General features: G+C 30.8%; 22 protein-coding genes. 13 read left to right on the top strand and 9 right to left on the bottom strand.

What is annotated here, in order from left to right; translation table 11 throughout:
* Positions 1 to 19: 19 nt before the first annotated feature.
* The 4 genes from ASC44_RS14370 (at position 20) to ASC44_RS14355 (ending at position 4,689) form a co-directional block, all read left to right on the top strand.
* The gene (locus tag ASC44_RS14370) at positions 20 to 1,864 is read left to right on the top strand and encodes a hypothetical protein (protein ID WP_055448320.1); all 1,845 of its coding nucleotides are present in this window, start codon (positions 20 to 22) and stop codon (positions 1,862 to 1,864) included.
* Between the two features lie 105 nt (positions 1,865 to 1,969).
* Positions 1,970 to 2,476 carry a hypothetical protein gene (locus ASC44_RS14365; protein WP_055448319.1) on the top strand — a complete coding sequence of 169 codons (507 nt, stop codon included), beginning with the start codon at positions 1,970 to 1,972 and terminating at the stop codon, positions 2,474 to 2,476.
* A 192-nt stretch (positions 2,477 to 2,668) separates the two neighbouring features.
* A complete protein-coding gene (locus tag ASC44_RS14360) occupies positions 2,669 to 3,124 on the top strand; it encodes a DUF2750 domain-containing protein (RefSeq protein ID WP_055448318.1) in 456 nt (151 codons plus the stop codon).
* A 314-nt stretch (positions 3,125 to 3,438) separates the two neighbouring features.
* A complete protein-coding gene (locus ASC44_RS14355; RefSeq protein WP_055448317.1) occupies positions 3,439 to 4,689 on the top strand; it encodes a metallophosphoesterase in 1,251 nt (416 codons plus the stop codon).
* Here ASC44_RS14355 and ASC44_RS14350 read toward each other — a convergent pair.
* Complete coding sequence (locus tag ASC44_RS14350) at positions 4,654 to 6,108, bottom strand: CotH kinase family protein (protein WP_055448316.1); 1,455 nt, start codon at positions 6,106 to 6,108, stop codon at positions 4,654 to 4,656. The two genes, ASC44_RS14355 and ASC44_RS14350, sit on opposite strands and share 36 nt — an antisense overlap.
* Before the next feature lie 275 nt (positions 6,109 to 6,383).
* On the opposite strand from ASC44_RS14350, the gene ASC44_RS14345 reads away from it, so the two are divergent.
* From ASC44_RS14345 to ASC44_RS14305, 9 genes are all read left to right on the top strand, one after another.
* A complete protein-coding gene (locus ASC44_RS14345) occupies positions 6,384 to 7,148 on the top strand; it encodes a ParA family protein (RefSeq protein ID WP_055448315.1) in 765 nt (254 codons plus the stop codon).
* Between the two features lie 3 nt (positions 7,149 to 7,151).
* On the top strand, positions 7,152 to 8,060 hold the full coding sequence (locus ASC44_RS14340) for a ParB/RepB/Spo0J family partition protein (protein ID WP_055448314.1): 909 nt from the start codon (positions 7,152 to 7,154) through the stop codon (positions 8,058 to 8,060).
* Complete coding sequence (locus ASC44_RS14335) at positions 8,050 to 8,664, top strand: DUF5683 domain-containing protein (RefSeq protein WP_055448313.1); 615 nt, start codon at positions 8,050 to 8,052, stop codon at positions 8,662 to 8,664. The genes ASC44_RS14340 and ASC44_RS14335 overlap by 11 nt, the downstream gene beginning before the upstream one ends.
* Before the next feature lie 76 nt (positions 8,665 to 8,740).
* The gene (dapB, locus tag ASC44_RS14330; protein WP_055448312.1) at positions 8,741 to 9,442 is read left to right on the top strand and encodes a 4-hydroxy-tetrahydrodipicolinate reductase; all 702 of its coding nucleotides are present in this window, start codon (positions 8,741 to 8,743) and stop codon (positions 9,440 to 9,442) included.
* A gap of 77 nt (positions 9,443 to 9,519) precedes the next feature.
* Positions 9,520 to 11,241, top strand: coding sequence for a signal peptidase I (gene lepB, locus ASC44_RS14325; RefSeq protein ID WP_055448311.1), 1,722 nt, complete (start codon positions 9,520 to 9,522; stop codon positions 11,239 to 11,241).
* Positions 11,242 to 11,244: 3 nt separating this feature from the next.
* Complete coding sequence (locus ASC44_RS14320; RefSeq protein WP_055448310.1) at positions 11,245 to 12,549, top strand: ATP-binding protein; 1,305 nt, start codon at positions 11,245 to 11,247, stop codon at positions 12,547 to 12,549.
* Positions 12,549 to 13,778, top strand: coding sequence for a tetratricopeptide repeat protein (locus ASC44_RS14315; RefSeq protein ID WP_055448309.1), 1,230 nt, complete (start codon positions 12,549 to 12,551; stop codon positions 13,776 to 13,778). The genes ASC44_RS14320 and ASC44_RS14315 overlap by 1 nt, the downstream gene beginning before the upstream one ends.
* Positions 13,778 to 14,395, top strand: a complete 618-nt coding sequence (locus ASC44_RS14310; protein WP_055448308.1) for a WbqC family protein — start codon at positions 13,778 to 13,780, stop codon at positions 14,393 to 14,395. The genes ASC44_RS14315 and ASC44_RS14310 overlap by 1 nt, the downstream gene beginning before the upstream one ends.
* Positions 14,395 to 14,703, top strand: coding sequence for a DUF6122 family protein (locus tag ASC44_RS14305; RefSeq protein ID WP_055448307.1), 309 nt, complete (start codon positions 14,395 to 14,397; stop codon positions 14,701 to 14,703). The genes ASC44_RS14310 and ASC44_RS14305 overlap by 1 nt, the downstream gene beginning before the upstream one ends.
* A gap of 202 nt (positions 14,704 to 14,905) precedes the next feature.
* Here the strand turns inward: ASC44_RS14305 and ASC44_RS14300 are convergent, their stop codons facing one another.
* From ASC44_RS14300 to ASC44_RS14265, 8 genes are all read right to left on the bottom strand, one after another.
* Positions 14,906 to 15,928: an endonuclease/exonuclease/phosphatase family protein gene (locus ASC44_RS14300; protein ID WP_055448306.1), complete on the bottom strand. Its 1,023-nt coding sequence runs from the start codon at positions 15,926 to 15,928 to the stop codon at positions 14,906 to 14,908.
* 1 nt (position 15,929) lies between these two features.
* Positions 15,930 to 16,814, bottom strand: coding sequence for a rhomboid family protein (locus ASC44_RS14295; protein WP_055448305.1), 885 nt, complete (start codon positions 16,812 to 16,814; stop codon positions 15,930 to 15,932).
* Positions 16,814 to 17,569, bottom strand: coding sequence for a rhomboid family intramembrane serine protease (locus tag ASC44_RS14290; protein WP_055448304.1), 756 nt, complete (start codon positions 17,567 to 17,569; stop codon positions 16,814 to 16,816). Before ASC44_RS14290 ends, ASC44_RS14295 begins: the two co-directional genes overlap by 1 nt.
* Positions 17,569 to 19,425, bottom strand: coding sequence for a DNA mismatch repair endonuclease MutL (mutL, locus tag ASC44_RS14285; RefSeq protein WP_055448303.1), 1,857 nt, complete (start codon positions 19,423 to 19,425; stop codon positions 17,569 to 17,571). The genes ASC44_RS14290 and mutL overlap by 1 nt, the downstream gene beginning before the upstream one ends.
* A gap of 7 nt (positions 19,426 to 19,432) precedes the next feature.
* Entirely contained in the window at positions 19,433 to 19,705 is a 273-nt protein-coding gene (locus tag ASC44_RS14280; RefSeq protein WP_055448302.1) for a hypothetical protein, read from the bottom strand.
* A gap of 5 nt (positions 19,706 to 19,710) precedes the next feature.
* Positions 19,711 to 19,935 carry a hypothetical protein gene (locus ASC44_RS14275; RefSeq protein ID WP_055448301.1) on the bottom strand — a complete coding sequence of 75 codons (225 nt, stop codon included), beginning with the start codon at positions 19,933 to 19,935 and terminating at the stop codon, positions 19,711 to 19,713.
* 196 nt (positions 19,936 to 20,131) lie between these two features.
* Positions 20,132 to 20,614 carry a 6,7-dimethyl-8-ribityllumazine synthase gene (gene ribH, locus ASC44_RS14270; protein WP_055448300.1) on the bottom strand — a complete coding sequence of 161 codons (483 nt, stop codon included), beginning with the start codon at positions 20,612 to 20,614 and terminating at the stop codon, positions 20,132 to 20,134.
* A 28-nt stretch (positions 20,615 to 20,642) separates the two neighbouring features.
* The gene (locus ASC44_RS14265; protein ID WP_055448299.1) at positions 20,643 to 21,419 is read right to left on the bottom strand and encodes a tetratricopeptide repeat protein; all 777 of its coding nucleotides are present in this window, start codon (positions 21,417 to 21,419) and stop codon (positions 20,643 to 20,645) included.
* Positions 21,420 to 21,501: the final 82 nt, after the last annotated feature.

Here is a 21,501-nt window from a genome sequence, read left to right as displayed (position 1 = left end):
ATTAGAAAAGAAAAAAGTTATGAAATTAGAAAAGATATTAGATAAACTTGGCTCACTTGAAAAAAACTCATTTATCAAAGTAATTGATAATATCATTTCGAAAAAACCAAAAAACAGCAAGGAAATTGATAAAATTTTAAGTTCATCAGATAAAGGTTTGAAATCTGTAGATAATAGAAATATCGACAAAGTATTTGCTCTTATTTCTAATGAATTTCAAGAACATATAAAATCTGAATTTCAAGAAATAAATACACAATTAGATGTTTTAATTGATATAATTATTAGAGATGGAAACTGTATAATGAAACAAGATTGGTTTTCAAGATTATACGACAATGAAATAAAAAAATTAAAAGGTAAAATTAAAGTTCTAAATACAGATTTTGATAATGATAAATCAGAATTAAGTGAAACAAGAAAAAGGGATTATAAAATATACAAATCTTGTTTACATACTGCGTATTATAACGATGAAGAAAACAATCGCGAAGCTAAAGTTTCATCAGATGAGCTTTCTATAATTTTAACACTCTCAAAACAACTAGGCCTTTCGCAAGAAGAAATTAAATTAATAAACTATTCAATTTTACCAATTAAAAAAATTGATATTCAAGAAGTAATAAAAGGCTTGAAAAATATTGGTGTTATTTTTTACTCGAATAAAGAAAGCACTATTTATGTTGCAGATGAAATGGTTAGACTTTTAAGAAAAACGCGTAAAAAAGAAATAGCAACTAAATATTACCGTAGAACATTAAAACTTTTGAGAGAGCCAATCATAAATCAAATTTCTAAAGAACATAACATAGACCGAAAGCTCTCTTATTCAGAAAAAATAGAAGGAATTATTAAAGAAGGTGTTTCTTATACTGATTTATTATTTTCTGGAATTTATAAAGCTGGAAGTACTCTTACAGAAAAGAAAAAAACCTTAAATGAACTTTATGAAAAAGGACTTGACATTAACAATCTAAAAGGAAGCACTTTAGATGACAAAATAAATAGTTTAATTGAATATTTTGAAAATATTGAACGAGATGAAAAAGTTGGTATTTCTCATGACGGTTTTGATAAACTGCTTTCAGAACTAAATATTACGTTACCTAAACTAAATAAACAAATAAAAGAACAATTTGAATTACAAGACGAATATGTTCTAAAAGCAGACTTTTTACTCGATTATAATATAAAACCAAGAGATATTTTAGATTTAATTATAAAAGAAGATAGAACAACATTTATAAAAGATAACGGAGTTAAACAAAGAGGTGATGATATTTTAAATATTCTTGAACACTACAAAGATGTAGAAAATTTATATTTAGAGAATTTTGAAAATGTTGCTTACAGAAACTTAAATCTATTAAAAGAAAACGGAATTACTATAAAGGAAAGTGAACTCGGTTTAAAATTTGAAGAACTTACAAGTGTAATCTTTAAAGGCATTGGATTTAATGTCGATGATAAATTTAAAAATCAATTAAATACTAAAAAGGATATGATGGATATTCTTTTAAATTTAGGAAACCAAGAAATTATAATTGTTGAGTGCAAAACATGTAAAGAAAGAGGTTATAATAAATTTAGTACAGTTTCAAGACAGTTAAAATCTTATCAAAATTTAGCATTAAAGAATAATTTACGAATTGTAAAAATATTACTTATTGCTCCTGAATTTAGCGATGATTTTGTAACAGATTGTGAAATGGATACAGAAATGAATTTATCCTTAATTACTGCTTCTACTCTATCTAATATCGCAGAAGCTTTTAAAACATCAAAGTACACTGAATTTCCACACGTATTATTCAGGGATATTGTTATAAATGAAGAAAGAATACTAAAAGCAATAAGTAAATAATGCCAGTGCCAAATATCGTATAAAATAATTGCGGTTTTAGAATTTTACTTAAAGTTCGTTGCGTGCATATACATAATCGTCCTAAAACATTCCAAAAAACACACAATGAATAGAAAAATAGTATTAATTATAACCTTATTGATTTTTGTTTCTTGTAAAAAAACATATGATTCTGAAACTGATTTTATGAATTGTATTTATTCAAAAAATGGAGAAACAGATACTATAATAAAAAATGCCCTATTTGAACACGAGGTTTATCTTAAATCTAAAGGACTCATTAAAGGTAATAATGGAGAAGATTATAAGAAATTGATTAAAGATATTACTAACAAAACAATCACTATTGACGAAATAGGAAAAACAATGGCGGTTGATATGAGTGCATTAGATATTGACATTATTGGTTGTGGAAAAAAATATGCTTCACAGAGTCTTAAAGCAAGAAAACTTAGAGCATTATTTAGCGATATCCTCAATAAAAAAAAGAACCTAAGTGAAATTTTTGCATCGTATAATACTATTGTAGATGAAGAAGATTTTGAACAGTCTTTTTATAAAGTATGTACATTTGTAATCATAGATTATTACCTATTGGAATTTAATAAATAAAAACGTTTCACAACACCTTAGCTAATTTATTACTTGGCTCTTGCCTACTTACGAAAATCTTCGCGAATTCTCTATTCAGTTTCTATTTATTATATTATGCACTTAAAGTTGGCTCTAAATATGAAAGCATAAAATCTAAAAAATACTTTGTAGAATTATTTGATAAATCTTTAAATCAAACAAAACAAAAGAATGTTACAAGATTCAATCTTAATTGAGAAACGCCATAAAAGATTCATAAAAACAGTTTGTGAATCTGGAATTGTTTACGGACTTAAAAACAAAGATGGATTTGCTACCTCAACTTCTAATAAATATGAAGGTAATAATGGAAATCCATTAGGGATTATTTGTTTTTGGGCAGAACAATCTCTTGCTAAATCCTGTATTAAAAGCGACTGGATTAAATATAAAGTTTCTAAAATTCCTTTATCTGATTTTATAGAAAATTGGTGTATTGGAATGGAAAATGATGACTTTTTAGTTGGAACAGAATTTGATCAAAATATGTTTGGTTTTGAAACTGAACCTTTAAAACTTATTCTCGACTTATTGAAAGAGTTAAAATCAACAGAAAAAAACTTGAATTTCAAAAAATTCAATGGAATAGTTGATTTAGAAAACCAAGTGAAAGCAATAGTTAAATAAAACACCTAACAACAAAATTAAAAAATAAAAAGTTACCAACTAGAATGATTACTAATTGGCAAGTTTTACGTTTTAAAGCCTCTTAAAATCATTCCATTTTTTATCTTCTTTTTTAATTTCGAAATTCTCGAAATCTCCCGCATTTACAACGGTCCATGCTTCAAAAGTTTTAAAGTGTTTTATTTACAGCTAATTTACTGTTAACAACTTCCGTTTTATAAGCTTATAGTTGTATTTTTGAGATGAGTTGAAGTACAACTTAGCCAAAACTAGGGTTTTCAATTTGTACAAATTAAAAAGCTTTTACAGTAACAATGAAAAACAACATCCTAAAACATACTAATTTAAATTGTATTCTTTTAGGTCTTTGTTTTGTTGTTATTCTGCAAACAAAAGGCTTTGCGCAACACATACCTTTACAAAAAACATTAAAGAAAGACAGTCTTCTTAATGGTGTTCCTAATCAAAAAAAACACAAGAAAACAAAACCTATCCGTTTTAATGGAAGCGATGGCCCATATATAATAAACGATTCTTTATTGTATACCGTTAGCTCAAAAAACAGACTTACGGTCTCTCCTTTTTTTAATAGAGATTCGGTACTAGTAAAAATAGACAATGCCGATAAAAATGAGTTTTACGTGTCTTTAAAAAAGGAGCATACCATACCAGAAACGGTTTACAGTTTACCAGAAAAAATGATTGTTATTTCGGATATTGAAGGTAAATATGATGCTTTTGCAGGTTTCTTATATGCTAATAAAATAATTGACGAAAACCATAATTGGATTTACGGTAACGGCCATTTAGTTTTAGGTGGCGATTTTGTAGATAGAGGTAAAAATGTAACACAAGTACTTTGGTTAATTTACAAACTAGAACAGCAAGCAGAAAAACAGCATGGCGTTGTACACTTTATTTTAGGAAACCATGAGATACTTAACTTTTATGGAGACCATAGATATAACCGTGGTAAATACATAAAAGCTGCGCAAGAAATAAGCTTGGTAGAAGACCAAAAAGAAGCTATAAAACATATTTATTCTAAACATTCTGAATTAGGCAAATGGCTGGCATCTAAAAATGTTATTGAAAAAATAGGTGGTTATATATTTGTACATGCAGGCTTAAGTCCTGAAATTCTGGATTACAAATTAGACCTCGAAGCTATAAACAAACGTGTACGATTACGACTTAATGGCCAACAGACTGAAGACAAAGTAACCGATTTCCTTTTTAGTTTAAAAGGTCCGTTTTGGTACAGAGGTCTTGTTAAAACAAGGTTTCAGTACAATAAAATAACAGCCACAGAACTAGAGGCTATTTTAAAGTATTACAATTCAGAAAAAATAGTTATTGGGCATACGCCTGTTAAAGAAATTTCTACCGGTTTTAATGGTCGCATAATTATAACCGATGTAAACCATGGAAAGACTAAGTTTTCTGGTAAAACAAAAGGACTACTTATAGAAAACAATCAAGAGTTTATTATTGATGACAATGCGGTAAAAGTGCCTTTAGAAATTAAATTACAAAGCCTTGAAATGCCCATCGAGGAAGAGTAATCGCTCTTCTAAAAACGACTTTAAATAGTTGTAATGTTCGGTGTTAGACTTTTCATTTAATTTATTTTGCCACACTAATTGTTCGCGTTCGTAAATTTTTTCTTCGGTAAAATTAGTATACACTTTATCTATTCTAGACTGTAAGGCTTTATTACTAAAATCTGTTGCTCTTAAAGCCATCCATCTGGCTTTTACTTTTTCTTTATAACCATTTGGATTCAATTCTAACAACCTATTTAAAAGACCATTACCTAAAACACTATTAGTAAAGTTTTCGCGTTTTCCGTCTTGAATAATACCTAAAACACCATCTAAATCCCATGGAATGATAAAGAAAGGCTCATTACTATCATACTTTCCTAAATAGTAGTTTTTACCTAAATTATCGGTAGCTCTAACGGTATTTATAAAAATATAATAATCTATTACATTTTCAATTTTAATATGGTTTGCTATCTCTTTAATAAACGCATCATCTGTGCCTTTAACCACCAAATTTTGTAGTGCGAATAGATTTTCGAAGTGCGATTTGTAGTTAAGTAAAGGATACTCTGTTCTCCAACCATTCCAATGCGGAAATAAATTATTGAATTTTTCTGGTGCTTTAGAAAAGTCTGGCCCACCATCGTACGAATTTGCTTTGTACAACTCACCATGTACAACATCTCCTTCGCTCTTTTTCAATTTTAATTGTTTTCTATCTACAGATTCTGAAAACTGATACACACCAAAATATTCGTTATTTCTAAACAATTCTACATATTTTACTTCGAAACCACTTTTAGCTTTTGGTTCTTTTTCTGCATAATATGGTGTATGAATTGTTGTCCATAAATTAGTCGAAATGTGCGAGCGTAAACGCAATGGCTCATTATACATACCGTCAAGAATCCAATCATCGTCGGACCTCATACCTTTAAATTTAAGATCTTTATTTTCGTTTAAAGTACTATCTGCCGAAAACTCAATATCGTAAGATTTTTTTGGGAAGCCCAACGATAAATTCCCACGTTGCCTTACTCCCATGATATTTTCAATATAATCGTGATTATTAAAATATGTAAAATGACCAACAATTCTAGAATCTCGAGTTAATTTATCGCTGTCTAATTTTATATGAATTATTGGTAATTTAGTAATGTATAACGTATATTCATTATTATTTCCAACTGTAAAACCTTCAGAATAAGACAATCTTTTTGAAGTGTTTTTCAATGTAAAATTCTCATCAAATTGAATACTTGTAATATTTTTATTTTCAGTAACAACAGCATCTAGATCTTTTTGATGCCAAACAATAATTTTATTTTTTTTATCAATCCCGTAGCTTCCTTTTTCTGCTTTAATTTCTTGCGCACAACTAGTTAATCCACACAGTAATGTGCAAGTAATAAGTAAAGTATGATATATCTTTTTCATTATAAGTTGGAATTAATTATGGGTTAAAAATAATGATATATTTTTTAACCGTGTGTTCTCTATTTATTTAAGCAATTTCTATGCCTTAAGTTTAAATGCCACCTTTATTAACGCTATAATTTTAAGTAACAACATACTTAATTAGACCACTTTAATAAAGACTGTTTTTAAGTTTAACCAACTGTTAACAACTTCCGTTTTCTAAAACCATAAATAATTGTATTTTTACGTCTAGACTTTTAAACGAAAGTTCCCTAATAAAACCAAATCAATTAATGGGTAAAATAATAGCCATTGCCAATCAAAAAGGAGGTGTTGGAAAAACAACAACTTCAATTAATCTTGCAGCTTCTCTAGGTGTTTTAGAGAAAAGAGTATTGCTTATCGATGCAGATCCACAAGCGAACTCTACCTCTGGATTAGGCATAGATGTAGAAACTGTAGAGATTGGAACTTACCAACTTTTAGAGCATACCAATACTGCAAAAGAAGCCATAGTAACTACCAATACTCCAAATTTAGATATTATTCCTGCTCATATAGATTTAGTTGCTATAGAAATTGAGCTTGTAGATAAAGAGGATAGAGAATATATGCTTAAAAGAGCATTAGAGCCTATAAAAGACGATTACGATTTTATAATAATTGACTGTGCTCCTTCTCTTGGTTTACTAACACTAAACGCTTTAACTGCTGCAGATGCAGTAATGATACCTATACAATGTGAATATTTTGCATTGGAAGGTTTAGGGAAATTACTAAACACTATTAAAAGTGTACAGAAAATACACAATACAGAATTAGACATCGAAGGTTTATTGTTAACCATGTACGATTCGCGTTTACGTCTCTCTAACCAAGTGGTAGAAGAAGTACAAAAGCATTTTAACGATATGGTTTTTAAAACCATAATACAACGAAATGTTAAGCTTAGTGAAGCACCAAGTTTTGGTGAAGACATTATTAATTATGATGCTTCTAGTAAAGGTGCAGCAAATTATTTAAGTTTAGCAAAAGAAGTAATAAATAAAAACTCCTAAGCAATGGCGAAGGCTACAAAAAAACAAGCTTTAGGTAGAGGACTTTCAGCTTTACTAAAAGACCCAAGTAACGACATACAATCTGTACAAGACAAAAATGCAGATAAAGTGATTGGTAATATTGTGGAATTAGAATTGGATTCTATTGAAATGAATCCGTTTCAACCACGTACTAGTTTTAATGAAGAAACGCTACGCGAATTAGCCTCTTCTATTAAAGAACTTGGTGTAATACAACCTATAACGGTTAGAAAGTTAGGTTTCGAAAGTTACCAATTGGTTTCTGGAGAGCGTCGTTTTCGTGCAAGTAAGTCTATAGGTTTAGAGACTATTCCTGCATACATACGTATAGCAAACGATCAAGAGAGTTTAGAAATGGCATTGGTAGAAAATATCCAACGTCAAGATTTAGATCCTATTGAAATTGCAATGTCTTACCAACGTTTAATTGACGAAATTCAATTAACACAAGAACAAATGAGTGAACGTGTTGGTAAAAAACGTTCTACAATTGCTAATTATTTACGTTTATTAAAGTTAGATCCAATTATTCAAACTGGTATGCGTGATGGCTTTTTATCTATGGGCCACGGTCGTGCTATTATTAATATTGAAGACCAAACGGTACAATTAGATATTTACGAGAAAATATTAGCGAATAAACTATCTGTACGTGATACAGAAGCTTTAGTTAAAAATTATAATGCTACTGATGAAGTTGTTGTACCTAAGAAAGAAGCAAAAGAAGAATTACCAAAGTTTCTAAAAAAAGGAATAACAGCATTTTCTGAATACTTTGGACATAAAATAGACGTTAAAGTAGCTAGTAATGGTAAGGGAAAAATAACAATTCCTTTTCATTCTGAAGAAGATTTTAATCGTATTAAAAAGTTAGTCGAAGGTGACAAATAAAATAGTTATATCAATCTTTTGTTTACTGCTTAGTCTTTCCGCTTTAGCGCAAAAAGGAAAAGAAGACAAAACAGAAGATAAAAAAGAGCAGCCTAAAGAAAGCTTAGAAGAATTGGTTATTGTACCTCTCGATTCTGCTTTGGTACGTAAAGAAATCGATCCATTACGTCCCTCTAAAGCAGCTTTTTACTCTGCTGTTTTACCTGGTTTAGGTCAGGCTTATAATAAGAAGTATTGGAAAATTCCTATTATTTATGCTGCACTTGGAACTGGTGTTTATTTTTATATAGACAACAATAACCAATATAAACGTGTTCGAGATGCTTACAAACGTAGACTAGCAGGTTTTGAAGACGATGAGTTTCAAGATCGCTTTACAAGTGATGGTTTAATTGCAGCGCAAAAAACGCTTAAATCTAATAAAGAATTGTCCCTACTTATAACAGTAGGTTTATATGCTTTAAATATTATTGATGCCAATGTAGATGCGCATTTACTGCAATATAATGTAGACGAAAATTTAAGTTTTAAACCACATTATAAAATTGATGAGTTCGAGAAAACAGGAACCGTTGGCTTAACAATGAGTTTAAAGTTAAATTAGCATTAGAATACGTAATGTTAATTATAAAATATTAATAAGATTTCCGACCTCTCGGAAACAAAAATTTTAATTTTTAATGAAAATCGCTTTACTAGGCTATGGTAGAATGGGAAAAACAATTGAAACCATTGCTTTAAGTCGTGGACATGAAATTGTTATTAAAACTTCGGAAACTGTATCTTCAGAAATAACAAAGGCCGATATTGCAATAGACTTTAGTATTCCTAATGCTGCTTTTGGTAATATCTCTAACTGTATTAATAATAACATTCCGGTTATCTCTGGAACCACTGGTTGGCTAGATAGCTACGATGAAATTGTGGCACTTTGTGAACAAAAAAAAGGAGCTTTTATATATGCCTCTAATTTTAGTTTAGGTGTCAACATCTTTTTTGAGTTAAATAAAAACTTAGCTAAAATGATGTCTGCTTTAGAAGATTATAATGTTGATCTTGAAGAAATCCATCACACTCAAAAGCTCGATGCACCAAGTGGAACAGCAATTTCTTTAGCCGAAGACATTATAGAAAACCATAATAGTTTTAACGCATGGCAATTAGATGGTAACGAAGATAAAGTACTGCCTATTACCGCTAAACGTATTGAGAATGTACCAGGAACACACAATATTACTTATAAAAGCGAAGTCGATACTATTAAAATAGAACACATTGCACACAGTCGTCAAGGTTTTGCCTTAGGTGCTGTTGTTGCGGCAGAATGGCTTGTTGGAAAAACGGGCATATTTACCATGAAAGATGTGTTAAATATTGGTTAACTAAAAATAAAAATGTAACATTTGCGAAAGCAAAAACACTAATAGATTTTATTAACTATTAGTACAAAATATAGATTATGAACGGAACACAATGGATTATATTCTTCTTGATTATTCAATTAATTCATGGATTAGCCACCTGGAAATTATACATAAAAGCAGGTCGTAAAGCATGGGAAGCCTTTGTTCCTGTTTACAATTCTGTTATTTTAATGAAAATAATTAACAGAGAATGGTGGTGGACTATCCTACTCTTTTTACCTATTGTAAACCTTATTATGTTTCCAGTTATTTGGGTAGAAACAGCTAGAAGTTTTGGTAAAAACTCTAGATTAGACACCATATTAGCAATAGTAACTTTAGGTTTTTATAACTTTTATTTAAACTATGTTGCAGAGGTTAATTATATTGAAGACAGAAGTTTAAAAGCAAGAACTAGCGCTGGAGACTGGATAAGTTCTATTCTTTTTGCTATAGTAGCAGCAACTATTGTACATACTTATTTTATTCAACCCTTTGTTATTCCTTCATCTTCACTAGAAAAAACCTTGTTGGTTGGTGATTTCCTTTTCGTTAGTAAATTTCATTATGGTGCTAGAGTTCCAATGACTACGGTTGCTTTACCAATGGTACACGATTCTGTGCCGAAGACAAAAATGAAATCTTATATTTTTGATGATAAATATGAAGAACGTAATACCTCATGGAAAAACAAACTACAATTGCCTTATATGCGATTGCCTGGTTTCCAAAAAATAACACGTAATGAGATTGTAGTGTTCAATCAGCCAGCAGATACCTTGTTGGATATGAATGATTTTACACCAGACAGAAATTACTACAAACCTATAGATAAGAAAACGAATTTAGTAAAACGTTGTGTAGGTATCCCTGGAGATCAATTAGAACTTAGAGAAGGTCACGTTTATATTAATGGAGAAAAAAACGTATTACCAGATCGCGCAAGACTGCAGTTCTTTTACAACGTACAAACTAAAGGGAATATTCGTGATTTGTTTAATAAATACGAAATCACCGAAAGTAGTGCAAACGAGACTTATTACATAGAAAACAAATACCTAGACGACCCAAAAATAAAAGATTTTATTAGCGCTAGTCCCGAAGTAAATCTTAATATTATTAAAAGAGATTCTTTAAAAACGGAAGTCTCTGGTAGGTTAAACCAGCGTTTCTTCGATCGTTTAAAAATGTCTGTAGCAAAGACCAATTATATTGGTAACATGACGGAAGAACTTGCTGCTAAAGTAGCCAAAGATCCAAGTGTAATTTCTTTAGAAAAAGTAAACTCTGAAACTCCAGATGCTCGTTTATTTCCTCAGGATTCTGAATACAGTTTTACGGCAGATAATTTTGGACCAATTTATATTCCGAAGAAAGGAGAGTCTTTAGATTTAACAATAGAAAATTTACCGTTATACAAACGTGTTATTGGAGAGTACGAAAGAAACACAATTACTTCTCGAGGAAATCAGATTTTAATAAATGGTGAAGTAGCAACAAACTATACCTTTAAACAAGATTATTATTGGATGATGGGTGATAACAGACAAAACTCTATCGATTCTAGATATTGGGGATTTGTACCTTTCGATCACGTGGTAGGGAAACCTGTTTTAGTATGGATGAGTTTCGATACTATTAAAAATAAAGTACGTTGGGATAGACTATTTACTACTGTTCATGGAACAGGTAAAGCAACCTCTTATTTAATTCCTGTATTGGTTTTAATTGCTGGCTTTATAGGATTTAATCGTTTTAGAAAGCGTAAGAAGAAATAAATTATGGATAATTCTTTATTAGAAAGTTTATTGAAAGCACTTGAATTTTCTCCGGAAAATAACGAGCTACGCTTTCAAATTGCAAAGATTTATCTTAATAGTTTTAATTATACTGAAGCTGAAAAACATCTTATTTCACTATTAGACAGAGATAATAAGAAAGAATACAAGTACTTATTAGCCAAGTGTTATTACAATGAAGAAAAGTATAATTTAACCGAAGTTATACTAGAAGAACTTACAGAGAACAGCAACAATATTGACTACTTAGAATTATATTGTGATGCTTTACTTAAACTTAAGAATCATGCCGAAGCATTATCTGTTTATCAAACCATACTTGATATAGACAATAGCTATTACAATCCAGATTTCGAATCGGTTTTTAAACTTGCGGTTACAAGTGAATCTGACGATTATATTGATGAAGATGCTATCTCTATGTTAAAAAAACCAACGGTCAATTTTAGTGATGTTGGTGGTATGGAGCATATAAAAGAGGAAATAGATTTAAAGATAATTAAGCCACTACTCCACAAAGATTTATATAAAGCTTACGGCAAAAAAATTGGAGGAGGCATTTTGCTTTATGGACCTCCTGGTTGTGGAAAAACACATATTGCTAGAGCAACAGCAGGTGAAATTGATGCCAACTTTATAAATATTGGTATTAATGATATATTAGATATGTGGTTGGGAAATTCTGAAAAGAATCTTCATGAAATTTTTGAAACTGCACGCGAAAATAAACCTTGTGTTATTTTTATAGATGAAATTGATGCTTTAGGTGCCAATAGAAACGACATTAATAAAACTGCAGGAAGAACAGTTATTAACCAGTTTTTATCTGAATTGGATGGTATAGATTCAAACAACGATGGTATTCTTGTTTTAGGAGCTACAAATGCACCTTGGTATATAGATCCAGCCTTTAGAAGACCAGGACGTTTTGATCGTATTATTTTTGTAGCACCTCCAGATGAAAAAGCTAGAGAGTCTATTTTTAAAATTCAGTTAGAAGGAAAACCAACAGAAGCTATAGATTTAAAGCAATTAGCTAAAAAAAGTAAAGAATATTCTGGTGCAGACATTAGCTCTAGTATTGATATTGCCATCGAAAAAAAATTATTAGACTCTTTTAAAGACGGTATTCCTAAACCTTTAAAAACAAAAGATATTATTCAAGCTTTTGGTAAAATGAAACCTTCTACCAAAGAATGGTTTGGTTCGGCTAAAAACTATGCTTTATACTCTAACGACTCTGGATTATACGACGATATTCTTACTTATTTGAACATAAAAAAATAATGGATAGTCCTAACCTACAAAGAGGTCTTCAATTATTTGAACTAGGACGGTTTAAAGAATCTATTCCGTATTTTAAAAATGCGCTAGCAGAGCATGCTGATACGTTTAGTGCTAGATATTTTTTAGCCCAAAGCTATTTTCAGTTAGACGAGATTAGCAAATCTTTAGCTATCATTAAAGATTTAAGAACAGACTATCCTAACGAAGCTGAAATTTACTTTCTATTATCACAAATTTATCTTCACGAAGACAAGATTAAGGATGCCAATGAAAATGTAGATAAAGCATTAGAAATTGATCCAGATAACGAAAATCATTTTGGTCAAAAAGCCTATATACTTATAAATAGTAAGCAATTTGAAAGCGCTTTAGACTTTGCTAACGAAGGTTTAAGAATCAATTCTAAAAACACATTTTGCCTAAACGCAAGAACAACTGCTCTTACAAAATTAAACCGTAAAGAAGAAGCTGCATACTCAATAGAAAACCTTCTTAATGACAATCCTGAAAATGCATACTCACATGCTAATGTTGGTTGGTCTCATTTAGAAAGTAACAAGCCCAAGGAGGCTTTAAAGCATTTTAAGGAAGCGTTAATGCTCGATCCAAATTTAGATTATGCCAGAAGCGGTATGCTTACTGCTATGAAATCTAAAAACAAAATTTACAATCTCTATTTAAGGTATTCTTTTTGGATAAGTAACAAGTCGCAAAAAAACCAATATATTTTTATAATAGGTTTATATATTGCTTACCGCATTTCTTTAAAATTATTATCGGCAAGTGGTCTAACAATTATGGTAATTCCATTAATAATTGCATACTTATTATTTGCATTAGGTAGCTGGATTATGGATCCTTTATCTAACATGATTTTAATGTTCGATAAATTCGGAAAATACCTTTTAGATAAAAAAGACAAGTTAAGCGGACAAATTATGTTTGGTCTTTTAACTAGCGCTTTATTATTTTTCGGAGTTTATTTTATTATTAATAATCCGCTTTACGCACTAATTAGTGCGGCTTGTTTAGGTGCAATTTTGCCTTTAACACGTGCTGCATTATCAGATACTGAAAAGTCTGAAATTATTAACTATATTTATGGCATAGCCATGATATTAATCGCCATTTTTGGAACCTCTTTAGGCTTCGAATTTGGAACGGTTGCAACAGCCGTTGGTGTTCTATTTATTGCCTACACATGGTTAGGTAGCTTTTTAATAAAATAATGACAATACTACTTCACCCAACCTATTTCCCAAGTATAGCAACTTTTGTTGCTATTATAAAAGCAGAGACTACTGTTTTGGAAGTTCATGATAATTACCAAAAGCAAACTTATAGAAACCGATGCTATATTTATGCTGCCAATGGAAAACTTCAATTAAGTGTACCTGTTATTTTTAGTCAGAAAAACAGACAAAAATACAGCGAAGTAAAAATTGCAAACGATTACCAATGGCAAGACAATCATTTTAAATCTTTAGAATCTGCCTATAGAACATCTCCTTTTTACGAATATTATATAGACGAATTACAACCGCTTTTTACTGAAAATTTTGATTCTATTTTAGATTTTAACCTGAAATGTTTTGAGGTTATCTGTGAATGTCTTCAGCTTGAAATAAGCACATCTAAAACTGAGATTTTTGAAAGAGAACCTCAAGATGTAAAAGATTATAGAGGTTTAGTAAATGCTAAAAAAGAAAACATAATTGCATTAGAGCCTTACAATCAGGTTTTCTATACCAAACATGGCTACATAAATAACTTAAGTATATTAGACTTACTTTTTAACGAAGGACCAAATGCTATTAGTTATTTAGAATCTCAGACTATTTTATAATGATGCAGTCCTTTATTCATTACGGTATTCATTTTCTTCTGCCTTTAGCAATAGCTTTATATTTTTTTAAACCACAGTGGAAAAAGGCTTATATAATAATGATTTTAGGTATGTTAATTGACTTAGATCACTTATTAGCAAACCCAATATTTGAAGCCAATCGCTGTAGCATTAATTTTCATCCGCTACATAGTTATTATTTAATTCCGTTGTATTTATTTTTAGTTTTTCCGAAGAAAACAAGATGGATTGGCTTGGGATTATGTGTTCATATTTTAGCTGATGCTGTCGATTGCTCGATGATGTAACCTAAAATACTTACATTAAAATGCACAGCACTTTAGTGAAGATTCCTTGATAATAGATTGAAAATAACTAAACTTAAATTAACCTTTACACTTGTTTGAAATCATTTAAGATAGCCTTTACTAAAAACGATTTCTTAAACGGATTTCATAGATTTTTACGAATTATTCTAGCGAATGCTCAAACTAGCAACCTAAAGATTGCTTATTGAAGACTAACCTTCGTCATTATAGGATAATGATCTGAATATTCTACATCATAGGTTTTGAAACCATTAACGTTAAATGCAGGATCTGCAAATATAAAATCGATTCGCATAGGAAAGAACTTAAAGTTATACGTTCTACCAAAGCCATTTCCAGCGGCTTTAAACGTATCTTGAAAATCTGCTCTAACTTGCTTATAAACATAAGAGAAGGCGGTGTTATTAAAATCTCCACAGATTATTGTTTTATAATTACATTGGTTTTTATGCTTTAAAAACAATGCTGCCTGAGACTGTTGCATTTTAAAAGACTCACCAATGCCATTAAATAACTTTTCCGATTCTTTAGTCGTTAAGTTTTCAACCTTGGGATCAATACGTAATGACTGTAAGTGTAGATTATAAATTCTAATAGTATCCTTCGCTTTAACGATATCAATATAAATAGCATTATTAAACGTATTTGGAAACTCGATTGAACCTGAATTTATTATTGGATAATTTGAAAAAATCGCCTGTCCATAGTTTTTCTTTTTACCAAGTAACTTTTCAAACTTATACTTATAAAAAGACAATTTATTACTTTCTCTTGGATGGTATTCTTGTACAGAAAGAATATCTGGAACCTCTTTTTTTATAAAACTAACGAGTTCTTCTTCAGTATCTTCATTAGGAATCCATTTGTAGAGATTAAACAATCTCACATTATAATTCATAATAGAAATATTGTTTTCGTCTTCGATAGCCTTAGACTCAGAGAATTTATATAAAGAGCCAAAAATAAAGTAGCCAATAGCCAAAACGAACAGTGATAATAATAGTTGTTTTTTTATTTTAACTAACCAATAAACAAAAAATAAGGCATTTAAAAGTATTAAAATTGGCACACCTAAACCTAACACAGATAAAGCTGCAAATGTTTTTGGAGGTAGTAATGGTAGCACATAAGATAGTAGCAGAACAAAAGCTACAACAGAGTTGAAGAAGAACATTACTTTCTCGAAAAACTTTAATTTTCGCATTTTACTTTCCAGCTTTAAATAGAAATTCTTTTTCTGCGGTAGAAAGACTCTCATAACCGCTTTTGCTTATCTTATCTAGAATAATATCTATTTTCTTTTGGTTATTAAACTCACTAAACTCGCCTTTAGTATAACCTCCTACTTTAGATTTATCTTTATAAACTGTTTTAAGATTTCCTTTTTTACTAGCCTTAAACCAACTTAAAATAGCGTTAACGGTGTTACCGAACCAACTACCAATATCATTTCCTTTATCTAATTGCTTGGTATAAATGTACCCAAAAATAGCACCTCCCAAATGAGATAATTCTCCTCCAGCATTTGCATAAGGTATTAGCGCAATAAATGAAATAAGATATAATACTGTTAGCACCCAAAGTTTAAGCTGAAACACTCCAAATAAGTTTAACACATAGTTAGGAGATTTAGTAGTTGCACCCACCAAAACTGAAAAAACAGAAGCAGAAGCACCTAATAATACGGCAGATTCATCGACCAACGCAGGTAAAAGGTTATACGAGATTACAAAAATTAATCCGCCTACCAATCCACCAACAAAGTAATAGTTAATAAACTGCTTTACTGAAAAGAACGTCAAAAATATGCGTCCGAAATAATACAAAGCAATCATATTTCCTAAAAGATGCCAAAAGCTATTATGCATAAACGCATAAGTAAGAAAAGTCCATGGTTTAAATATTAGCTGACTTAAATCTTCCGGAAGTGCTAAATAATCTTGAAATAAAGAAAAATGCGATTTCGTTGCTAGAAAATAAATAGTATTTATAATTGCTATAACTGCAAATACACCAATGTTTACGAAAATAATTTTTTCGTGAATTGGCGCTAAATTATACTTGTATTTTAAATCTGAAAGCAAACTCATTAATTAGCTCTATTTTTTTTGATTAGTTCTCTCTTCCAATACCACATCATAACAAATCCTGTAATTGCTCCTCCAATATGCGCCATATGTCCAACATTTGTAGATCCTAATAACGGAGTACCTGTTAAGACTGCAGAAATAACATCTCCTGCTACATAAGCCATTACCAAATATTTTAATTTTATTGGAATTGGCGGAAACATTAACATAAACTCGACATTAGGAAATAAATAAGCTGTTGCAACCGCAACACCCATTACAGCTCCTGAGGCACCAAGACTAATTTTATTAAAATTAGTCACTAAGTTCTGAAAAGAATTCTCTGTCAAAGCTGACTGCCACGAAGGAGAGTACTTTCCTTGACTTAGTGTAGACATTATATTTGCTTTATCAAACCCATTATTTGTTAATGTATTGATGGCTAATTCTATCTGCACATAATCAACTAAAACACTCAATATTACTGCCCCAAGTCCTGCCGAAAAATATAAAATTAAAAATTTATTTTTACCTATTGCTCTTTCTAATAAAGACCCAATAAAAACAAGCATTAGCATATTAGACAATATATGCATGAAATCAAGATGCATAAAAAGATGCGTTACCACTTGCCAAATATGGAAATCCTTATTTAATGGATAGTGCATAACCATCCATTGATTAAACATAGTTGTATTTCCAAGCGTAATCGATGCTACAAAAAATATAACATTAATGATTACAATATGTTTTATTACCTCTGTTAACTTAATCATTACACAAACTTTTTATCCAACTCGTCCACAGTCATGGTTACAAATGTTGTTCTATTGGTTGGTGAAACATTCGGTTCCTTACAGGCGAAAAGTGAGTTTACCAAATGCTCTTGTTCCATTATTGTTAAACTTTGACCTGTTTTTATAGCTAAACTCTTAGCTAAAGACTTCGCAAGCAAGTCTGTTGGGCTAAAATTACTATCTGGCACTTCATTTTCTACATCATTAATAAGTTGTTCTAAAATAATAGACACTTCACTTTCTGGAACACTTACTGGCACTCCTGAGATTTCAACAAGCTCTCCTTTTATAGTCTGAAAAATAAAACCTGTGTGTTCTAAATCTGTTTTTAACTGATTAATAATTTCAATTTCTTGTGGTGGAAAATGAAGCTGTAAAGGAAACAATAGTTGCTGACTCATTGCTTCTTTAATCGTCATATTCCTCAAAAAATCTTCATACAAAACACGTTGGTGTGCACGATGTTGATCTATTAACAACATACCAGATTTTATAGTACTTACAATATATTTATTATGAAACTGATACGTACTTTGCTTCTTCTCTACTTGATTATCGTTATCAAAAATAGATTCATTTTTAGCTGCACTTTCAAAATGCACCTCGCTAAAATCTTGTTGTGTCTGTGTGCCTTTAGATTCTAGACCTACATATGAACTTTCCCAATTTGAACTTGAAGGTTTTTTATAAGAACCGCTACTTACAGTTCCACTATTACTAGATTGTTTTTCCTCTCTAAACGGATTAAAGCTTCTATCAATTTCTACAGAAGGCTCACCTTTTTGTTGATAGCTATACGGCGTATCTAAATTTGCATCGCGATCAAAATCTAGAACGGGTGCAATATTAAACTGACCTAAACTATGTTTTACTGCTGAACGCAAAATGGCATACAGTGTATGCTCATCATCAAATTTAATCTCCGTTTTGGTTGGATGAATATTTATATCTATAGTTTGTGGATTCACTGTTAAGTTTAGAAAATAAATTGCATGTGCTCCATCTTTTAAAAGCCCTTCAAACGCGGAGCCAATGGCATGGTTTAAATACGCACTTTTAATAAATCTATCGTTAACAAAAAAGAATTGTTCTCCTCTAGATTTCTTTGCAAACTCAGGTTTACCAACAAAACCAGAAATTTTTAGCACCTCGGTATCTTCATCTACAGGAACTAGTTTTTCGTTTGTTTTTGTTCCGAAAATATTTACAATTCGTTGTCTGTAATTACTTTCTGGAAGGTTAAAAGATTCACTACCGTTGTGAAACATAACAAATCCAATATTAGGATGCGCTAATGCTACACGATGAAATTCGTCTATAATATGACGCGTTTCTACAGTATTAGATTTTAAAAAATTACGTCTAGCAGGAATATTATAAAACAAATTCTTTACTGAAATTGATGTGCCTGTTGGTGTTACCACAACCTCTTGGCTGTTTACAGTACTACCTTCAATTTCTATGCAAGTACCAACATCTTCGTTTCCTTGCTTTGTTTTTAATTCTACATGTGCAATTGCTGCGATACTTGCTAATGCTTCTCCTCTAAAACCCTTGGTGTTAAGCTTAAAAAGATCGTCTGCAGTTCTAATTTTAGAAGTCGCATGACGTTCGAAACTTAATCTCGCATCTGTAACGCTCATACCTTTACCATTATCGATAACTTGTACAAGTGTTTTTCCTGCGTCTTTAATTATAAGTTTTATTGAGGATGCTCCAGCATCTATTGCGTTTTCCAGTAATTCTTTGACTACAGAAGCTGGTCGTTGTACAACTTCTCCTGCAGCAATTTGGTTCGCAACATGGTCTGGTAATAATTGTATGATATCTGCCATTTACAGCTTAGAAAAATATAGTGAGATCGAAATCGATTATAAAAAGAAAAACAAGGACTAGAATAGAAATAATAATTAATACACGTCTATTAACTGCTTTGTCAGGTGAGTTTTGAAGTTCATCTACAGCTTTTAAAAATCTATTTTTAACATTACCTGATGCTTCTAAAGTGGAACGTTCTCCGTCAAACTTACCTTTCATGGCAAACGGACTACCGTCTCCTTTATAAAAACGAGGCTTATAATTATAACGCTTATTTTGTTTTAGTTTTAATCCCATAACTATTATAGTTTATATTCTAGATAGTACATGATTGCAATAATAATGCCTAATAACAAAAGTAATAGCGGTAAGCCAATTTTACGTTTTCCAGCACCCGTTTTTCTAGTGCGTTTCCACTCTGAAGTTATCTCCCGTTTAGCATCAAATTCCGTTTTTACATCCTTGATTTCGTCTTTAGAAAACCTAGAATTATAATTAAACGTTTTGTTTTTTCTTTTATCAAACACAGTGTTATATTATACTATTGAAATACACTCAAAAGTACTGAAAATACAGAAGAAATTATATAATGAAATGCTAAAATTGTTAACAGATATATTTCTCGTTTCTACGAGAAGAGGTAAAGTCCACTATTAAAGGTGGTTATTTTTTTTAAAATGAAATCCTAAAATTAAAAACTAAAAGGTTTACTGTATACTAGAATTACAACTTACTAATAACAGCCATTTTAATAGCAGCAACAGCAGCTTCTGTTCCTTTATTTCCATGAATACCACCAGAACGCTCAATACCTTGTTGCTCGTTATTATCTGTTAAAACACAGAAAATCACTGGAACATCATTAAGTATATTTAGATCTTTAATTCCTTGAGAAACACCTTCACAAACAAAATCGAAATGTTTAGTTTCACCTTGAATTACACTTCCAATTGCTATAACAGCATCTACATTATATTGTTGCATTTTTTTACAACCATAGATTAGTTCAAAGCTTCCTGGAACATTCCAACGTGTTATGTTCTCTGGTAATACGTTATGCTCTATTAAGGTTTCGTAAGCACCTTTATATAAGCCTTCCGTTATATTATCATTCCATTCTGAAACAACAATCCCAAACCGAAAATCTTTCGCGTTTGGGATTGATGCTTTATCGTATTCCGATAAATTGTTATTTACTGTTGCCATATTTATTTTCCGCTATCGCGATAAATTACTAGTTTGACATTGCTTTCGCCTTCCCTATAAATACTTCTACAGATGAAGCTTCAGGTGAGCTAGGATACATATCTTTAATCGTATTGAAATAACCTAAAGCTTCAGAAGCTTTTCCTAAGTTTAAAGCTGTTATTCCAGCTTTGTAGTAATATGTAGGAGCAGTTAACTCATTCGTTCTCATTTTTGCAGCTTGTAAGTAATACTTTAAAGCTTGTTCTGGTTGCTCTAATTGCATAAAAGCATCTCCAATAGATCCTTTTGCCATTGGTCCAGCAGCCTGATCTTCACTTTCAAAATTATCTAAATGCGTAATTGCATTTTTATAATCCTTCAAGTTTAAGTAAGCCATTCCAGCATAATAGTTAGCTAAATTAGAAGCAGGTGTTCCGCTATATTCTTTAATAATCTCTAACATACCGTATTTACCTTCACTTCCTTTTAGTGCTACGTTAAAAAGAGAATCGCTAGAAATACCGCTAACAGCATCATTAAATTGCTTTTGTGCGTGGTACATTTCGTTCATTCCTTCTTCATTTGCAGGCTCTTGAACTAATTTTTTATATCCTAAGTATCCTAAAACTAAAGCAGCTACTACTGCTATAATAATAAAAATATATTTCTGGTTAGCAGCAACAAAGTCTTCCGTTTTAGAAGCCGTCTCGTCTAAGGCATCAAATACTTCTGCAGTAGTTGAGTTTTCTCCTAAGTTCTCGTCGATAACTTCTTTTTCTTTTTCTGTTTTTGGTTTGTAACCTCTTTTCTTATAAGTTGCCATGTATCGTTTTATTTATGGTCGCAAAAATAAAATATTTCTTCATATATAAAAGCTTATTTATTTGTTATTTTGCAAGCCACAG

The sequence above is a fragment of the Lacinutrix mariniflava genome, assembly GCF_001418015.1.
GTDB lineage: Bacteria > Bacteroidota > Bacteroidia > Flavobacteriales > Flavobacteriaceae > Lacinutrix > Lacinutrix mariniflava.
This window is presented reverse-complemented; position numbering and strand designations above follow the sequence as displayed.

Bases quoted from the DNA above. Each gene is read 5' to 3' on its own strand.
- ASC44_RS14290 (WP_055448304.1), bottom strand. From the start codon at position 17,569: ATGATTAAGTTAACAGAGGTAATAAAACATATTGTAATCATTAATGTT.
- lepB (WP_055448311.1), top strand. From the start codon at position 9,520: ATGAACGGAACACAATGGATTATATTCTTCTTGATTATTCAATTAATT.
- ASC44_RS14305 (WP_055448307.1), top strand. From the start codon at position 14,395: ATGATGCAGTCCTTTATTCATTACGGTATTCATTTTCTTCTGCCTTTA.
- ASC44_RS14280 (WP_055448302.1), bottom strand. From the start codon at position 19,705: ATGGGATTAAAACTAAAACAAAATAAGCGTTATAATTATAAGCCTCGT.
- ASC44_RS14295 (WP_055448305.1), bottom strand. From the start codon at position 16,814: ATGAGTTTGCTTTCAGATTTAAAATACAAGTATAATTTAGCGCCAATT.
- mutL (WP_055448303.1), bottom strand. From the start codon at position 19,425: ATGGCAGATATCATACAATTATTACCAGACCATGTTGCGAACCAAATT.
- ASC44_RS14340 (WP_055448314.1), top strand. From the start codon at position 7,152: ATGGCGAAGGCTACAAAAAAACAAGCTTTAGGTAGAGGACTTTCAGCT.
- ASC44_RS14265 (WP_055448299.1), bottom strand. From the start codon at position 21,419: ATGGCAACTTATAAGAAAAGAGGTTACAAACCAAAAACAGAAAAAGAA.
- ASC44_RS14355 (WP_055448317.1), top strand. From the start codon at position 3,439: ATGAAAAACAACATCCTAAAACATACTAATTTAAATTGTATTCTTTTA.
- ASC44_RS14345 (WP_055448315.1), top strand. From the start codon at position 6,384: ATGGGTAAAATAATAGCCATTGCCAATCAAAAAGGAGGTGTTGGAAAA.
- ASC44_RS14300 (WP_055448306.1), bottom strand. From the start codon at position 15,928: ATGCGAAAATTAAAGTTTTTCGAGAAAGTAATGTTCTTCTTCAACTCT.
- ASC44_RS14370 (WP_055448320.1), top strand. From the start codon at position 20: ATGAAATTAGAAAAGATATTAGATAAACTTGGCTCACTTGAAAAAAAC.
- ribH (WP_055448300.1), bottom strand. From the start codon at position 20,614: ATGGCAACAGTAAATAACAATTTATCGGAATACGATAAAGCATCAATC.
- ASC44_RS14360 (WP_055448318.1), top strand. From the start codon at position 2,669: ATGTTACAAGATTCAATCTTAATTGAGAAACGCCATAAAAGATTCATA.
- ASC44_RS14365 (WP_055448319.1), top strand. From the start codon at position 1,970: ATGAATAGAAAAATAGTATTAATTATAACCTTATTGATTTTTGTTTCT.
- ASC44_RS14310 (WP_055448308.1), top strand. From the start codon at position 13,778: ATGACAATACTACTTCACCCAACCTATTTCCCAAGTATAGCAACTTTT.
- ASC44_RS14320 (WP_055448310.1), top strand. From the start codon at position 11,245: ATGGATAATTCTTTATTAGAAAGTTTATTGAAAGCACTTGAATTTTCT.
- dapB (WP_055448312.1), top strand. From the start codon at position 8,741: ATGAAAATCGCTTTACTAGGCTATGGTAGAATGGGAAAAACAATTGAA.
- ASC44_RS14350 (WP_055448316.1), bottom strand. From the start codon at position 6,108: ATGAAAAAGATATATCATACTTTACTTATTACTTGCACATTACTGTGT.
- ASC44_RS14315 (WP_055448309.1), top strand. From the start codon at position 12,549: ATGGATAGTCCTAACCTACAAAGAGGTCTTCAATTATTTGAACTAGGA.